Genomic DNA, 16,968 nt, shown 5'->3' with positions numbered 1-16,968 from the left:
TTATTTTGTGGATTCTTTAAGTACTACTTCATACGACAACAGTGTCCGATCCGGTACCGTCTCCCCTTCAATCTGCGCCAGCAGATTCTTACAGGCTTCCATTCCGAGTTCTCTCGCATTGAAAGACAACGAAGTGATCGATGGTATATTGTTCTCGAGCACGGAACTGTTGTAAAACGATGCCACACGGATATCCTGCGGCACTTTTATGTGTTCCTGCCGCAGCTTGCGAAGTACCTGTATGCAGATGGCATCATCCATGCAGACAATACAATCCGCCCCTTTTTCCAGCACTTCTTCCACTGCACGATCCATAAAGGCACAGCTCTCCAAATTCCGGTAAACAAGCGTTTCTTCCACTTCTCTTCCCGCTTCCTGATATGCCTGCTGGTATCCTTTATACCGGTTCTGGTTGACTACGAAAGATTCACTTCCTCCGAGCAGAGCGATATGCTTCATCTGGCGCATCAGTAAAATAGATGTCAGTTCGCGGCAGGCGCTCTGCTGGTCATTGTCCACCTGTTTAACTTTACGGTATGCGGTACTACCGGTTGTAACAAACGGAATTTTTTTCTCCAGAAGCAGTTCAATCTGCGGGTCTTTTAAAAATGTCCGCAGCAGCACAATCCCGTCCACCTTGCGGTTTCTCACGACGCGTTCAAGACCTGTAATATCATTTTCCTGACAGATACACAACAGAATGTCGTACTCATTCATTCCTGCAATTTCCTGAATTCCTGTAATGACTTCCTGAAAAAACGGAAGATCTACCAGTGCATAATCCTCCGGCATAACCACGCAGAGATTGAATGTTTTTGACTGTGCAAGTCCTCTTGCAATTACATTCGGTTTATAATCATGCTCCTCTATATAAGCCAAGACTTTTTGCCTTGTTGCCTCACCGATTCTTCCCTTTCCGGATATTGCCCGGCTGACTGTCGTTTTGGAAACGCCAAGTGCTTCCGCAACATCCGAAATGGTGATTACATTTCCCTTTTTCATATTCTTCTCCTAACTGCACACCTATGCATCCATTGCATGTTAAACGGTTGCGCAGTTACATTTTGCAGTTTTTTATCAATTTTGTCAAGTATCCCCTATTCCTTTGAATTTTTCTGCAATTTTTGTAATTTTTCTTCTGCTTTCTTTAATTTATCATAATTTGTGACATACACCTTATCATTGGCAGTCAGTTTATCATACGCATTCCTTGCCTTTTGCACCGCTTCTTTGGAATCCTTTGTAATGGTTCCGAGTGCGTCAATCAGTTTTACGACCTTTTTTGCTTCTCCCTTATCTGTTGCATCGGTACTTTCCGTTCCAGGAAGTTCATACACCAGCACCGGATAATTCTTCTTAACATTTTCAAATACTACCTTTGCGACTTCCGGCGGAAGATTGATGCAGCCATGTGATCCTGCATATTTATAAATACTTCCTCCGAACTTGCTGCGCCAATAGGCATCATGCATACCGACATTTCCCGCAAAAGGCATCCAGTATGTAACCGGCGTCTCATAGTTTTCTCCGCGCAAAGTTGCATTTTTCTCGGTATATGTCACGCCATATGCACCGGTCGGTGTCGCATTATTTTTCGATACATTTCCTGATACAAAATCCGAATCAATCACCAGTTTTCCATCTTTATATAAGAACATATGCTGTGCCGTCAGATTGATCTCAACGTAAGAATCGCCATAATCATTTTTCCCATGGGAATTGGCTGTCATGGAATAATTCAGTTCTCTTTCCACTGTTTTCCCGGCTTTGATCTCACTCGTAATCTGGGCGATTTCCTTTTCCGTATCAATCTTCCATCCATAATGGCTCTCCGGAATCGTAACCGTCTTTCCGTAAGAAGTCTTTAACGTTTTGGCACTGTAACAGGTATTATATTTTTTTGCAAGATCACTGACGTATGCTTTTACACACTCCTGGTCCAGTACCGGTTTTAACTTTTTATTTAACCGGAACCAGTCACCAAATACGGAAGCATCGAGTACCTCTTTGGAATCTCCCACGGTAAATGTAATCTTTGTCTTTGCATACCCGTTCATTTTCTTTACGGCTTTTACCAGATTCTCATCATCATCTAAAACCGTCGGATCTTCATAAACGCCGGCTTTTTCCAGAGAGAGGTTCTCTTTTAATCCTTCCACCGCCTCCTGCACTGCCTGATACATTTTCTCTGCATCAATGGTCGTTCCCATGACGCACCCAACCACGGTAAATCCTTCCGTCTTATCATAAGAAGAAACCGAAGCATTCTCCGGTGCCGTCTGTTTGTCTGCATCCATACAGTCCAATGCATCGATCTGTGTCTGCAGCTTATCTTTGTCATAGTCGACAAGTGTTGTATTTTTCAATGTCTGTTTCTGGAAAATTTTTACCGGCCATGCAAACATATTCTGTGCGTGTACCAGCTCTGTTATTTCGTCTCCCCACTGTGGTTCCAGCGAAATATCCTGTCCGGAAATTTTTTCTGTATGCTTGTCTCTTGTTGCTATCTTTAACTGGTAGGAATGGATTTCTTCCGTAATCTCATCCATCACTTTCTGCGCGGTATACCCTCCCGCTTTTCTTCCATTTAATGTCGTTTTCGGGAAAAAGTGATTGTGGAAATAAACGGCCAGTCCCAGATACAAAAGAACGGCCAGTCCTGCCACCATCCATATCAGTTTTCTTCTCTGTTTTCTTTTCATTCGTGCTTTTTTCAAAATTCTTATCCTCCGTCACTATTGTATTATACAAAAGCACAAGAGGTTGTCAATGTGCCAAATTTTTAAAGTTTTATGAACATTGCGGGTTTTATATTGTCGTGTTTTTTTCCCCGTGCTATAATCAGTTTCAGAACAAAAGAAAAAAGATCTGCACACAAATATAAAAGGAGTATTTATGTTGCCGGAAACCAAAAGTAAGCGGACGTTTGTGTTCCGAAAATATTATGAAAAATATAAACATTTATGGATTTTGTTATATTTTTTCGTGTACATGGCATGGTTTAACTATGTAGAAAAAACCGTCACGACACATTTTCATGTCATCCATGTACCGATTGATGATTATATTCCGTTTTGTGAATACTTTGTCATCCCTTATCTGCTCTGGTTTCCTTTTGTCGGATGGGGCATCGCCTATATGGCATTACATAATAAAACAGATTACTATAAATTGTGTGCGTTTTTGTTTACCGGAATGACAATCTTTTTAATCATCTCCACGGTATACCCGAACGGTCAGTATCTGCGTCCGACCTATTTCACACACCACAATCTGTGCACCATGCTCTGTGAACGCCTATATGCCGGTGATACTCCGACGAATCTGTTTCCGAGTATCCATGTATATAATTCGCTCGGCATTTATCTTGCGGTGACACACAATAAAAAGCTGCGCAAAAACAAGCTGGTCTGTCTCCTGACACTGATTCTGACGGTCAGCATCATTCTGGCAACGATGTTTATCAAACAGCATTCTTTCTTTGATGTATGTTGTGCATTTGTTCTTGCCGCAGTCATGTACCATGTGGTTTACCGCCACAACTGGGCGCGTGCTAAAGCTGCCGCCACCTCATCCAAAACCGATAACAATTTTTCTGTGGAATAATAAAAGAGCTGGCCTCTCTGGTCAGCTCCTTTTCTTTTTTCTTTTTCCTTTTATTTTTTGCGTTCTGCCGCATGCCGGTACACGGTTTCCATGGATTGAAGAAGTTCATCAAAATTTTTCTTCTGACTCTCCATTTCTTCTGTAAAATCCTCCATCTGCATCCGGTTGCGTTCCTCGGATTTGGCAATTTCCTCATCTGCATTGCGAAGCACAACAATCTGGTTTTCCATCTCTTTGAAATTTGGACATGGTTTTAAACGATTCCATTCCTGTGCCTGACGCGCAGCCTCCTGACAGGATTTCATCAGTTTGGTCATTGCCACATTGTTTTCTTTCAGCAATGTAACCATCCGGTGTACCTGCTCTTCCAGCTCTGCAATTCTTTCATCCGAATCTGCCAGCCTCTTATGTGCCTGATCAATCAGCTCATCATACGTTCCCGCAGATACACGGATCGTTTCTGCCGCCGTAACAAACTGTTTTCCTCCCTCTCCCATACGCCCGGCTTCAATCGCCGCATTGAGGGCAAGCACTCCCATCTGCTTTCCGCAATCCTGCATCTTTTCCAGTTCCTCTCGGGTCTTTTCATTTTCCGCCTTGAGTGCAACCGGAAATTCGTTCAGGAATTTGGATGGCGTGGTGAAATGTTTGTTTTCCTCCACCAGCTGTGCCATCTCCTGTTCGATCTGTGCAAAATTCTGCAGCATCTGCTCTCTTTTTTCCGATGACTGTACTTCCTGCTCCTGATATGACGCCAGCTGTCCGGTCAGCTCCTGCTCCTTTTCTCCGTTGTCTGCTGCCATTTGTGATGCTTCTTTTATATTTTCCTGTATCTGGGTGATTCCGGCTCCCAGCTGCTGATATGTTTCTCTGATTTCCCTTGCGGTTGCATCAAACATATCTTTTCCGTCCTTCATATGGGCAAAAAAGCCTTCATCCAGCTGTGCCAGGTTTCTCATCCGTACCAGTGTTTCCTGTTTTTGTTTCTTTTTTCCGAACATTACTTGCCCTCCATTGCATTTATTTTACAATTTCTTTCCCGTTTTTTCAATGGAATCAGCGATAATATTTCATCTCAAGCTGCAGATTTTCATTTCCCTGATAAAAATCAATCTTTGCTGTATACACCATAGAAAATAAAATCCGGTTTTTTCTGCCATGCAGCGCATTCTCCACCTCTTTTTGACCAAACTTTTCGGTAAAATATGCAAACAACGTCTCCACATCCCCAAAGAAAATAACCGGAACCGGCTGTCCGTATTCCGAAAGAACACTCATCCGAAGAACATTCCGGTTCTTTCCTATCACCCACATGCGGCTGATGGACAGATTCCGGTCTGCAAACAGTGGAGATGGATTGTCTTTTCCAAACGGCTCCAAAAGTGCAAACTGATGGACCAGTTCCGTACTCGCATATCCCACCGGCATGGCCATGTCAATGTGAATATCCGGGCAGACTTCCTCCACCGTAAGCGGACAGTTTTCATTAATTTTTCTGCGGAATTTTTCCACATTTTCTTCTGGAAGGGATAACCCTGCCGCCATCGGATGTCCGCCAAATTTTGTAAACAGTTCCGCACATCCACACATATTTTCATACATGGAATAATTTTCAGTCGATCTTCCGCTGCCTTTGACTCCCTCTTCTCCCCGCGTCAGCACAAATACCGGCCGGTTATACATTTCCCGGATTCTTCCGGCAATCAGTCCTGCAATGCTTTCGTGGACATCCGGCAGAAACAGAACAAGTACCGGATCATTCTCATATCCACCTTCCTCACAGAGTTTCTTTGCCATTTCCACGCCCTGCAGTGTCAACTCCTTGCGTTCCTGATTCAGATCAACCAGATCCCGGGCAATCTCTTCTGCCTCCGTTTCCTGCCCGGTCTCAAACAGCCGAAGGGCATGCCTTGCCGTGTCAAGTCTGCCGGTTGCATTGACACATGGTCCTAAGACATAACCAAAATGGTATGCACTGATATTCTCCGGCTGTACATTGCATGCCTGCATAAGTGCCTGCAATCCGATGTTTTTCGTATGACGGATTCTCTTTAATCCCTCTTTTACCAGGATACGGTTTTCCCCGGTGAGCGACATGACATCACAGACAGTTGCCATAGCAACAAAATCCAGCAGATCTTCCGCTTCTCTTTTGTCCATATCATAATTTTCATACAATACACGGATGACATTCCATGCCACACCGGCGCCGCACAGCTCTTTATACGGATACCTGCAGTCCTGCTGATGCGGATTTACCACGGCATCTGCCAGACTCTTTTTCTCTGTTCTTCTGCCCTCATGTTCTTCAAACGGGACTGCATGGTGGTCGGTCACAAGTACTGTCATTTTCTGTGCTTTTGCCCACGCAATCTCATCGATAGCGGCAATACCGTTATCACAGGTCAGAATTGTATCCACACCATCTTCTTTCGCCTGTTGTAATAAATGCAGGCTCAGCCCATATCCGTCCTGTATCCGGTGTGGAATAACCACGTCCACTTTTGCTCCCACACGCCGCAAAGCCGTCAGAAACAGATGGGAGGAAGTCACACCATCCACATCATAATCGCCGATAATCCGGATATGCGCCTGTTTCCGGATCTTTTGTGCAAGAATCTCCACCAGCCGGTCCATATCTTTCATCTGATGCGGATCTGACAGGTCCGAAAGGTTCCCACCCAGATAAATCCGGATATTTTTTTCTCCGATTACCTCGCGGTTTCTGATAATCCTTGCCACAACCGGATCCACATGAAATTTCTCTGCAATCGCATAAAAATCCGCTTTTTTAGCAGCGACCATCCATTGTCTCATATGTCACTTTCTCCAATCGTAATCCCTGCGGCGGTGCCGTATAGCCCGCCTGCTTCCGTTCCTTTGCCTTAAGAAGTGCCGGCATACTTTCCGGAGCCCGTTCGCCTCTTCCCACTTCAATCAATGTTCCCGTGAGAATCCTTACCATGTTCTGTAAAAATCCATTGCCACAATACAGGATCTCAATCTCACCGTCTCTTTCCACCAGATCAATGGAAAAAATGGTACGGACCGTTGATTTTTTCATATGACGGTTTCCGCAAAAAGAAGCAAAATCATGCGTTCCCACAAGTGCCTGTGCCGCTTTTTTCATTTTATCCACATCAAGCGTTTGTCCATACTGATACAAAAATTTTCGTTCAAATACATTCGGCACCGGACTTGTCCGTATCCGGTAACGGTAGGTCTTTTCCACAGCCTGATATCTGCTGTGAAACCGGTCATCGACCTCCTTTATTTTTGTCACTGCGATATCTTCCGGAAGGTGCCGGTTCAGATCTTCAAAAATTTCCTCTGCCGAAAAATGTTCGTCCAGATGGAAATTAGCCACCTGCCCGATTGCATGAACTCCGGCATCGGTTCTTCCGGAACCGATCACTTCCACCGGATGCCCGGCAAGCGCCGAAAGCACCATCTGCAGCTTTCCCTGTATGGTTGCATCGGTGCTTTTTAATACCTGCCATCCTTTATATCTGGTGCCATCATATGACACGGTAATTTTATAATTTTTCATCCGTATTTTTCCTCTCTTTTATACAAGTTCTGCGATACGGGAAACCGCAACATAAATATCTGAAATTTTATACCAGGTCGGATAGTCCACAATACCGGTTACCGGAAGTCCGAAAACCGACTGAAACTTTTCCACCGCTTCCCTCGTCCTTGATCCGTAAACTCCGTCCGCCGTAATCGTCGGTATCGCCGGATAAGCACGCGAAATTCTTGCCAGCTGTTCCTGCAGCTGACGTACCTTTGGTCCGCTTGCTCCCACGCCCAGATCATATCCCGGCCAGGATGCCGGAATCCCGGAAATTCCCTCCGCGGAATTAATATACATATCATTTCCGTAATAACTGCGCAGAATATCAATGGCAGAATATCCCTGATCACCCAGATATTTGCTTCCCCACTGCGACATCCAGTCCGGACAGGTCACTCTCTGTCCGTCACAGTACTGTGTCAGAATTGGCTGACGGACATTTGGCCGGGACAGATAATTTTCAAACATTTCATCCACTACCTGTGAAATACTCTGGAAGAAATTTCTTCCGTAAATAAATTTGTGATCGTATGCCGTGGAAGATGTGATGGTAAACACATACCCTTTGCCCCGGTACCATTCCGTATAAACCCGGTTTAAAGTAAATGACATAATAGCCAGCACATTGGCACGGATTGTGGCATCCGGCCAGGTCGCATAGATTTCACTGGAAGCTACATTTTTAATATAATCACGATAGCGCACATAATAATTCGGAGCTGTGGAATCTCCCGGTGCTCCGTCATGTACCACAACATATTCCGGAATTACTACACGGCTTAAGACAATTTCTCCGGTTTCTTCCACCGTCTTAATCTCACTCTCCGGAATTTTCGGTGGATATTCTCCATACAGGGTATGTGCATCAATCACGATCGTATCAATCGGATCGCCCGGCGCATCCTGTGCCTCCATTACCACTTCCTGCGTCGCATCTTCCCCGGACAGGATATTGATCGCCGAAACCGTAATGTCCCGATAGCCTGTGGCCTGCACCTTGATCGTATATTCCGCATATGGCTGGTTTTCACCCGGCTCCATGGAGTACTCCAGTGGAGGAGCATCAAGCGTAATCTTCTCAGTGTTTCCAGAATCGTCGGTATCCACCTCCTCCAGCACCTGCTGCGGACCTCCCGTATAAGATATGGTAATCCTTGCTCCTTTCACCGGAATTCCCGTCGAAGCATTTGTCAGGTGAATCTGAAGCGTTCCCTCATCCACCTGATTTTCCACTCTATTCTGATCCATACATGATCTCCCTCTCTTCCTGCCAGAAAACCTGCCACGTTTCTTCGCAGTGGCATCAAACAGTTCCAGACAGCTGCATTTGATTCATAGTATGCATCTTGTAAAAAAAAGGTTACACTGTTATACTGTTGATACATAAAATAAATCAGGCGATTGCGAAACGCTCTTCTGCGCCTGCCGCCGCTTACACGGTCGGACGCGCAATTATCCAGAATTACGAATTTACAGGAATCTGCTTCTGCCTTTTTCGATGATTTGCTGTCCGTCCAACGTTCAACAGTTTCTGCGGTCTGTCGGTCTGCCGGGGACACCGTCTGAGCGGGTTCGTGTCTGCCTTAGAGGGAAGCTTCGAATAAGCGCGCCCACGGTTCTATTTGCGCAGTCACAGGGTAAAATGTTTAAAACAAAATATATATCAAGACAAATGGGGAGTGGGCGTAATAAACGTTTCGAAGGTTTCCTCTTAGGCAGACCAGAAATTCGCGAACGGTGTCCCCGGCAGACCGACAGACCGCAGAAACAGTCGAAGCGATGCCCGGACACAAAAATTAAGGCAGAAGCGGATTTCTGTAAATTCAGCAATTCTGTCTAAAAAGCGCGTCCGACCGTGTAAGCGGCGGCAGGCGCAGAAGAGCGTTTCGCAATCGCCTAAATACAAAACAATAAAAAAGGAGGCTTGTTATGCACACATTTCAACCATATCCAATCGATAAGATGGAATTCAATCCATTTACCAAAATAGGAAAAGAATGGGCTTTAGTTTCCGCCGGAGACAAAACCAGATGCAACACTATGACCGTCAGCTGGGGAGGTGTAGGCGTCCTCTGGGGAAAAAACGTTGTATTTATTTTTATCCGTGATTCCCGCTATACCAAAGAATTTTTAGACAACGGAGATCTGTTCTCTTTGTCTTTCCTGAATGAAGACTACCGCGATGCGTTAAATTACTGCGGCAGTCACAGTGGCCGCGGAGAAGAAGACAAATTCGCCGCTGCCGGACTGACAAAGGCATTCCGGCATGACATTCCTTATCCGGATGAAGCCAATCTGGTATTTTTATGCAGAAAGATGGCTGCCGTACCGGTCAGCGAAGACAGTTTTACCGATTCCACACTGATGGATAAATGGTACAGCGATCACGATATGCATATGATGTATGTCGGAGAGATTGTCGAAGTAACTGCCCGTTAATCTTAACGGTCCTTTCATTTAAAAACGCTGTCCGCAGTGGCCAAAGACCACCACGGGCAGCATTTTTATCTGCACTCTGTGCTGATTGATTCGATAGCAACCGAACCTCCGCGCACAACGGAAATATGCTTAAACTTTTTCTTTAAGATGGCAATCAGATCGTCATGTTTCTGCTCTGTTCTTCTGCACTCAAGCATAACACTGCCGATTCCGATATCCACCACATCCACACGCATGGCCTGGGCAATCTGAAACACTTCCGTCATCTGTGTCTCATTCAGTTCCATAATCTTGACAAACATCAGCTCTTTTAACCGAAGCGGAACATTTGTCAGGTCGATCACCTTGATTACCTCAACCATACGATTTAACTGCTTTTTGATCTGCTCAAACGTGATATCATCACTCTCCACACTGATCGTCATACGGGAAACCGTCTCATCTTCCGTCGTACCAACCGTCAGTGACTGTAAATTGTAGGATTTTCCGGAAAACAGTCCGGAAACCTTCGCAAGTACACCTACATCATTTTCTACATACAATGCAATCCAGCGCTTTTTCATTTCAGACATTGCTTTCCTCCTATTTTAAAATCATTTCACTCATCGGATTTCCGCTCTTTACCATCGGAAGTACCAGTTCATCGGTGGCAATCATAAATTCAATGATCGTCGGTGCATCCGTATGCTTCTTTGCCTCCGCAAACGCTGCATCAATGTCTTCTTCCTTCTCTACACGGATTCCGTATGCTCCATAGCTTTCTGCCAGTTTCACGAAATCCGGAACATATTCCGGACACTGATCATTTGGTCCCTTGCATCCACCCGGACAGGATGGACGCCGACGCAGACAGGTCGCACTGTAACGCTTTCCATAAAACAATTCCTGCATCTGGCGGACCATGCCAAGATAATTATTGTTCAGCAGACAGATCGTAATTCCGGTACCCTGTGTTACCGCCGTTGCCATCTCCTGAATATTCATCTGAAATCCGCCATCTCCCGTGATACACACGACCGGTTTCTTTGGATTTGCAATTTTTGCTCCGATTGCGGCCGGAAATCCGAATCCCATCGTTCCCAGTCCGCCGGATGTGATGAGCTGACTCTGCTCGTCCAGTTCCAGATACTGGGTTGCCCACATCTGATGCTGCCCGACATCCGTCACATAAATACTGTGTGGAAACTGTGCATTAATGTGCTCCATGATCATCTGTGGACTGATCCCATGGTCTCTGCGCATTGCAAGCGGATTCTCTTTCTCCCACCTGTGAATCTGTTCCTGCCACTTTGCCGTATCCTTTTTCTCTGCCCACTCTAACAGCTTTTCAAGCGCCACACCTGCATCTGCAACCACCGGCACATCCACAACCACATTACGCGAGATGGAAGCCGTATCCACATCAATATGTACAATCTGTGCATGCGGTGCAAATTCATTTAAATCTCCGGTAATCCGGTCATTGAAACGGGTACCGATGGAAAAGAGCAGATCACATTCCATAACTGCCATATTGGCTGCGTACTTTCCATGCATTCCACAGTTTCCGATATACAGCGGATGTGTGGTCGGCACTGCGCCTTTGCCCATGATTGTTGTGACAACCGGAACATTTTCTTTTTCCATAAATTTCTTCAGCTTCTCTCCCGCATGGCTGATGTTGACACCTCCGCCGGCAAGAATCAGAGGTTTCTTTGCGGACTTAAGCATTTTATAAGCTTTCTTCAACTGTCCGATATGTACCCCGTGAATCGGCTTATATCCACGGATATCCACATGGGAAGGGTACTCTGCCGATCCGGATGCCGTCTGGATATCCTTTGGAATATCAATCAGTACCGGTCCCGGTTTCCCGGTCTGGGCGATATAAAATGCCATCTTAATAATCTTTCCGAGGTCTTCCCGTCTTCGCACCGTCACACCATACTTGGTAATGCTTCTCGTCATACCAACAATGTCCACTTCCTGAAATGCATCGTTTCCGATCAGTCCAAGCGGCACCTGTCCGGTAAAACATACCAGCGGAATGCTGTCATAATGGGCATCTGCCAGTCCGGTAATGATATTGGTCGCTCCCGGTCCGCTCGTTACCAGACATACGCCCACCCGTCCGGTAGACTTGGCATATCCTTCTGCCTCATGAATCAGTCCCTGCTCATGCCTCGGCAGGATCAGGTTGATACTGTCAGTCTTATATAATTCATCAAATAAATCCGTAACGGTTCCACCCGGGTACCCAAAGATAGTGTCTACCCCTTCTTCCTCCAGAGCCTTTACGAATAATTTTCTTCCTGTAATATCCATAAAAATGATATCCTCCTATATCAGTCCAAATGTGCGAAGTAAAAAGATCCAGAACGTCAGCGTAAATGCCGCAAACAACGTCGTTGCAACAATAACACTCGCCGTCAGAACCCCATCATTTTTCATACTCTTTGCCATGATGTAACAGCTTGGCGTTGTCGGGGATGCCAGCATAATTAAAATTGCAATAATCTTTTCCCCGGAAAATCCCATATAAGCTGCTACCGGTAAAAAGACCAGTGGCTGGATCACCAGTTTGATGGCAGCTGCCCAGCACGTCGGTTTGATCTTTGCGATAGCTTTGCGCCCCTCAAATCCCGCACCGATCACAATCAGTGCCAGCGGTGTTGCAAGCTGTGCGACAGAGTTAATCGTCTTATTGACAATGGTCGGAAAATGAATCCCAAGAAGGGAAACGATAAGTCCCAGAAAAATCGAATCAATAATCGGATTTTTCACAATATTGACCAATGCCTGCTTAATTTTTCCCTTATCCCGTTTTCCTTCCTCGTCCTGCGCCTCAAATGTCAGTACAATAACGGAATACACATTGTACAGCGGAACCGCTCCCACGATCATCAGCGGACCCATGGCAGAAGATCCGTAAATATTGTTGATAAATGCCATTCCCATGACGGCTGCACTGCTTCGGAACGAAGACTGTACAAACGCACCACGGATACTGTCATCTTTGACCGCAAATTTACTGATCCCCCAGATGCCCCAGAAACAGATACTGCTGACAATTGCACAGTACAATACAAATTTCAGATCAAATACTTTTGATATTTCTACGGAAGCAATATCCCGAAACAGCATAAACGGCAGTGTCACCTTAAAATTGAAACGGTTTGCCACGGTGACAAAATGCTCATCCAGCATACCGATCTGATGCAGTACCCAGCCTATAACCATCACCAGAAAAATAGGAAATGTGACATTGACGCTAAAGATAAAATCACTCATTACTTCTGCACTCTTTCATATTTATAGAAATAAAATTCCAGATCAAAATATGTCTGTTCTTCACTGTCTGCTGTAATTTTCCACTCCGGTTTTTCATCAAGGTTCGGGAAATACGCATCCGCGTCATATGCATAGTCGATTTTTGTAATATGTGCAACATCACACTCATCCAAAAGCTGCTCATATATTTTCTGTCCGCCAATCACATAGACGTCATTGGTATCATACTTTTCCAGTTCCCTGTGCAGCTCTTCCATGGAATGCACGACAATCGCATCTTTAACCTGATACGCCGGATTATGTGTCAACACAATATTGGTGCGGTTTTTCAACGGAATACCATTCGGAAAACTCTCCAGCGTCTTTCGTCCCATCACGACAACTTTCCCGGTTGTTGTCTCCCGGAAAAATTTCTGATCCATCGGAATCCGTACCAGAAGCTCATTATTTTTCCCAATTGCCCAATTTTTATCTACTGCTGCAATGATATTCATGGTTTTCTCCCTCCTGACTGCTATATTGCCACCGGAATGTTTTTGATCTGCGGACCGGTCACATAATCGGTCACTTTGATATCATCCGGTGTAAACTGATAAAAATCTTTAATCTCCGGATTCAGCCAGAATTTCGGTGCCGGATGCTGCTGGCGCGTGATCAGCTCTTTTACCAGTTCCACATGCCGGTCATAGATATGTGCGTCCGCAATGACATGTACCAGTTCTCCCACTTTCATGTCACACACCTGTGCCAGCATATGCATCAGCACCGCATACTGGCATACATTCCAGTTATTTGCAGTAAGCACATCCTGCGAACGCTGATTCAAAATTGCATTTAAAGTCAGTTTGTCATCTCCCTGTTTCTGTGTCACATTAAAGGTCATACTGTATGCACACGGATACAGATTCATCTCATGCAGATCCTGATGCACATAAATATTGGTCAGAATCCGGCGGCTGAACGGATTATTCTTCAGATCATAAATTACCCGGTCCACCTGATCCATCATTCCCTCACGATACTGATGTTTCTGTGCCAGCTGATAGCCGTACGCTTTTCCGATGGAACCGTTTTCATCTGCCCATTCATCCCAGACGGTACTGTTCAAATCATGGATATTGTTGGATTTGCGCTGCCAGATCCACAGCATTTCCTCCGTACATGTCTTGATTGCCGTCTTGCGCAGTGTGATTGCCGGAAACTCTTTCGACAGATCATAACGGTTCACCACACCGAATTTTTTGATCGTATAGGCACTTGTACCATCCTCCCAGTGCGGTCGTACCTTTTCGCCCTCGGTACTTGTCCCGTTCTCCAGAATATCCTGACACATAGTTACAAATATTTTATCTGCTAAACTCATTGTTAATCCCCTATCTCTTGTCCTGGACTTTTACTTTTCATTATACCTTATTCTATCAAAATGTCTATGAGAAAATCTGCTGTACTATCAGTTTATACTCCTGCAGAGACTGGCATTTCCGGATCAGCTTTAAATATTTCTCTCTGTCCGGAAATGACTTTGTCAGATAAAACCAGATTTCTTTCAAATGAAAAACGACATCTTTTTCCGCACGGAAAGTATCCAGACATCCCTCTAAAATTTCATCATGGAACGCCCGCAGCCTGGCTTTATCTGCCGGTGGGTTTCCTTTGATTTCTCCGACCAGTCCGGGATTTTCCAGTAATCCCCTGCCGATCATGATGCGATCAATAGCTGGGAAAGCAGCTGTCACTTTCTTATAATCTTCCACACTGCATATATCTCCATTGTAACAGAGCGGCACATGGATCTGCTCCAGAGCACGGGCAAATGTTTCCATCCGCGGTGTTCCGCTGTAATAATCGTTCTGCAGGCGCGGATGAATAATCAGTTCTTCCAGCGGAAACTTTACATAGACACCGCAGAGAGCTTCCCACTCATCCGGGTCTTTGATTCCGACTCTGGTCTTTACCGATACCGCAAGCGGACTTTTCTCCAGCACTTCTTCCAGCAACATTTCCAGTTCTTTCGGATCTGCCAGAAATCCGGCCCCTTTTCTTTTCGAGACAACGGTTCCGGACGGACAGCCAAAATTAAGATTGACACTGGTAAATCCCAGATCTTCCAGCTGCCGAATCATCATCAGAAATTCATCGGCACGGTTTCCGATCAGCTGCGGCACCAGCCGGATCTGCTCATTATTTTCCGCTGCCAGATCCCGCTTTATTTTTTTGCTCATTTTTTTTGCTGCCGGGATAAACGGTGTAAAATATTTATCTATATATGGAAAATAATGTGCATAAGCATTGCGCACAATATATCCCGTAATTCCCTCCATCGGAGCAAGATAAAATAACATAATTTTCCCTCCATTTTTCTATTATAAGAATTTTACCGGTAAAAGCAAATGATTTTCCGATAAGAATTGACAAGTTTTCACCCAAAGCCTATAGTTACGGTTAGAACGAACTTAAAATAGGAGGTGTTCGACTTGGATAATCACAACGAGAAAAAGACAAAACAAATCAAACGGATACTGGCTATCATTACCATTGTTTTTGTAATCCTGATCGGATATTTTATCGGGCGTCCCCTGGTTCATTTTGTATCGGATCCCAAACAATTCCGTGTCTGGGTCAATGACAAAGGAATATGGGGAGTCCTTGGTTTTATTGGAATGAACATCCTGCAGGTACTCCTTGCGGTAATTCCCGGTGGTCCTTTTGAAATTGGTGCCGGATACGCTTTCGGGGTAATCCGTGGTACACTGATCTGTGATTTTGCCATGACAACTGCAAGCGTCATCATCTTTCTGTTTGTGCGCCGTTTCGGCATGAAGTTTGTGGAATTGTTTGTAAGCCGTGAAAAAATAGAATCTGTAAAAATATTAAAAAGTTCCAGGCGTTCGGAGAGCATCATTTTTCTGCTCTTCCTCATACCCGGAACTCCCAAAGACCTGTTATCTTATCTCGTCGGACTGACCGACATAAAGCTTTCCCACTGGATCATTATCTGTGCAGTTGGCCGTATGCCGGCAATCTTTCTTTCTGTCTTAAGCGGCAACGCATTAAACAAAGCGGATTACACATTTGTCATTCTGATGTTTGCCGTCATGATCGCCCTGTCCATCTGCGGATTTTTCTTTTACCGCTCCCGCAATAAAACAGGCAGCGGTTCCGAGAACGACAAGGAATAAATTCAGTACGGAGCACGGCAGACTCTCTGCTGTTCTCCACAACTGCTGCATTCGTCCAGAAATTTATTAATGCAGACGTGACACACATCCCCATCTTTGTCCCTCACACGGATCACATGTGTAGATACCCACTGATAGCGATCTCCCCGTCCCTTCTGATACAGCTTGACGCAGACTTCTTTCCGTCCCTGCCCCAGCATCTGTAACAGACGTTCCCTGGAGAAATTGTCCAGAAACGCACGCTGGTAATTCGGGTGTATGTTTTCCACCCCGACATCAATCAGATCATCATATTTTCCACTGCTCGGCATGTCATTTGCCAGAAATCCGTCATCCTTGATCATGGTATATGTATTTTTTGTAAGATTTGCTGCCACAATCATCGGAAATGCTTCTGACACTGCCTCAAACACTGTCAGTACCTCCTCCATGCTGATTCCATTCAGTGCTTCGAACTCTTTAAACGATCTTGCACTCTTCATCTGATGCACCTCCCAAACCTCGTTTTCATTTGTTTTTGCCCCTCTTTTACCCCTGCCTTTATTATAAATAAAACGCGTCCTTTTTACAATAGACAAAACCTGCGGAATGATAAAAGAAAAACAGCCGAACCCATATCCTCTATGTTTCCAGCTGCTTTTTCAAGAGCGATAGACGGGGCTCGAACCCGCGGTCTCGACCTTGGCAAGGTCGCGCGTTACCAACTACGCCACTATCGCATATGCAAATATTTACTTTTGAGAGCGATAGACGGGGCTCGAACCCGCGGTCTCGACCTTGGCAAGGTCGCGCGTTACCAACTACGCCACTATCGCATATGTAAGCTCTCTCGTGAGCACAGATAAGATAATAACAGATACATGCTCTTCTGTCAACCACTTTTTGAATTTTTTATAC

General features: G+C 45.1%; 16 protein-coding genes and 2 tRNA genes. 3 read left to right on the top strand and 15 right to left on the bottom strand.

Annotated elements, in window-relative coordinates:
* Entirely contained in the window at nt 1-1,002 is a 1,002-nt protein-coding gene (locus M72_RS10465) for a LacI family DNA-binding transcriptional regulator (RefSeq protein ID WP_055068188.1), read from the bottom strand.
* Nucleotides 1,003-1,097: 95 nt separating this feature from the next.
* Nucleotides 1,098-2,702, bottom strand: a complete 1,605-nt coding sequence (locus M72_RS10460; RefSeq protein WP_055068271.1) for a L,D-transpeptidase family protein — start codon at nt 2,700-2,702, stop codon at nt 1,098-1,100.
* 289 nt (nt 2,703-2,991) lie between these two features.
* Here M72_RS10460 and M72_RS10455 point away from each other — a divergent pair, with 289 nt between their 5' ends.
* Nucleotides 2,992-3,606, top strand: a complete 615-nt coding sequence (locus tag M72_RS10455) for a phosphatase PAP2 family protein (protein WP_243275871.1) — start codon at nt 2,992-2,994, stop codon at nt 3,604-3,606.
* A gap of 50 nt (nt 3,607-3,656) precedes the next feature.
* Here the strand turns inward: M72_RS10455 and M72_RS10450 are convergent, their stop codons facing one another.
* The 4 genes from M72_RS10450 to M72_RS10435 are packed head-to-tail and all read right to left on the bottom strand — an operon-like array spanning nt 3,657 to nt 8,431.
* The gene (locus M72_RS10450) at nt 3,657-4,607 is read right to left on the bottom strand and encodes a methyl-accepting chemotaxis domain-containing protein (RefSeq protein ID WP_055068186.1); all 951 of its coding nucleotides are present in this window, start codon (nt 4,605-4,607) and stop codon (nt 3,657-3,659) included.
* A 55-nt stretch (nt 4,608-4,662) separates the two neighbouring features.
* Nucleotides 4,663-6,423, bottom strand: coding sequence for a single-stranded-DNA-specific exonuclease RecJ (recJ, locus tag M72_RS10445; protein ID WP_055068185.1), 1,761 nt, complete (start codon nt 6,421-6,423; stop codon nt 4,663-4,665).
* Entirely contained in the window at nt 6,398-7,156 is a 759-nt protein-coding gene (gene truA / locus M72_RS10440; protein WP_022046990.1) for a tRNA pseudouridine(38-40) synthase TruA, read from the bottom strand. The genes recJ and truA overlap by 26 nt, the downstream gene beginning before the upstream one ends.
* An 18-nt stretch (nt 7,157-7,174) precedes the next feature.
* Nucleotides 7,175-8,431, bottom strand: a complete 1,257-nt coding sequence (locus tag M72_RS10435; protein WP_055068184.1) for a peptidoglycan-binding protein — start codon at nt 8,429-8,431, stop codon at nt 7,175-7,177.
* 681 nt (nt 8,432-9,112) lie between these two features.
* On the opposite strand from M72_RS10435, the gene M72_RS10430 reads away from it, so the two are divergent.
* A complete protein-coding gene (locus M72_RS10430; protein WP_055068183.1) occupies nt 9,113-9,622 on the top strand; it encodes a flavin reductase family protein in 510 nt (169 codons plus the stop codon).
* 65 nt (nt 9,623-9,687) lie between these two features.
* Here M72_RS10430 and ilvN read toward each other — a convergent pair whose 3' ends face one another.
* The 6 genes from ilvN to M72_RS10400 all read right to left on the bottom strand — a co-directional run bounded on the left by ilvN (nt 9,688) and on the right by M72_RS10400 (nt 15,234).
* Nucleotides 9,688-10,185, bottom strand: a complete 498-nt coding sequence (ilvN, locus tag M72_RS10425) for an acetolactate synthase small subunit (RefSeq protein ID WP_055068270.1) — start codon at nt 10,183-10,185, stop codon at nt 9,688-9,690.
* A gap of 19 nt (nt 10,186-10,204) precedes the next feature.
* The gene (ilvB, locus tag M72_RS10420) at nt 10,205-11,926 is read right to left on the bottom strand and encodes a biosynthetic-type acetolactate synthase large subunit (protein ID WP_055068182.1); all 1,722 of its coding nucleotides are present in this window, start codon (nt 11,924-11,926) and stop codon (nt 10,205-10,207) included.
* Nucleotides 11,927-11,941: 15 nt separating this feature from the next.
* The gene (locus M72_RS10415) at nt 11,942-12,892 is read right to left on the bottom strand and encodes an AEC family transporter (protein WP_022047102.1); all 951 of its coding nucleotides are present in this window, start codon (nt 12,890-12,892) and stop codon (nt 11,942-11,944) included.
* On the bottom strand, nt 12,892-13,386 hold the full coding sequence (locus tag M72_RS10410; RefSeq protein WP_055068181.1) for a dihydrofolate reductase: 495 nt from the start codon (nt 13,384-13,386) through the stop codon (nt 12,892-12,894). Before M72_RS10410 ends, M72_RS10415 begins: the two co-directional genes overlap by 1 nt.
* A 20-nt stretch (nt 13,387-13,406) precedes the next feature.
* Nucleotides 13,407-14,255 carry a thymidylate synthase gene (gene thyA / locus M72_RS10405; protein ID WP_022047104.1) on the bottom strand — a complete coding sequence of 283 codons (849 nt, stop codon included), beginning with the start codon at nt 14,253-14,255 and terminating at the stop codon, nt 13,407-13,409.
* A gap of 64 nt (nt 14,256-14,319) precedes the next feature.
* Entirely contained in the window at nt 14,320-15,234 is a 915-nt protein-coding gene (locus M72_RS10400) for a tRNA dihydrouridine synthase (protein WP_055068180.1), read from the bottom strand.
* A gap of 132 nt (nt 15,235-15,366) precedes the next feature.
* Here M72_RS10400 and M72_RS10395 point away from each other — a divergent pair, with 132 nt between their 5' ends.
* Nucleotides 15,367-16,071 (top strand): TVP38/TMEM64 family protein, encoded by a 705-nt coding sequence (locus tag M72_RS10395; protein ID WP_022047106.1) that lies wholly within the window; start codon nt 15,367-15,369, stop codon nt 16,069-16,071.
* Nucleotides 16,072-16,073: 2 nt separating this feature from the next.
* Here the strand turns inward: M72_RS10395 and M72_RS10390 are convergent, their stop codons facing one another.
* The 3 genes from M72_RS10390 to M72_RS10380 all read right to left on the bottom strand — a co-directional run bounded on the left by M72_RS10390 (nt 16,074) and on the right by M72_RS10380 (nt 16,886).
* Nucleotides 16,074-16,553, bottom strand: a complete 480-nt coding sequence (locus M72_RS10390) for a hypothetical protein (protein WP_022047107.1) — start codon at nt 16,551-16,553, stop codon at nt 16,074-16,076.
* Nucleotides 16,554-16,717: 164 nt separating this feature from the next.
* Nucleotides 16,718-16,790, bottom strand: a tRNA-Gly gene (locus tag M72_RS10385).
* A 23-nt stretch (nt 16,791-16,813) separates the two neighbouring features.
* Nucleotides 16,814-16,886 (bottom strand) — tRNA-Gly (locus tag M72_RS10380).
* Nucleotides 16,887-16,968 lie beyond the last annotated feature (82 nt).

This window comes from Roseburia faecis, assembly GCF_001406815.1.
Classification (GTDB): Bacteria; Bacillota; Clostridia; order Lachnospirales; family Lachnospiraceae; genus Roseburia; species Roseburia faecis.
Note: the sequence above shows the minus strand (reverse complement) of the source record. Positions and strands in the feature narration are given on the sequence as shown.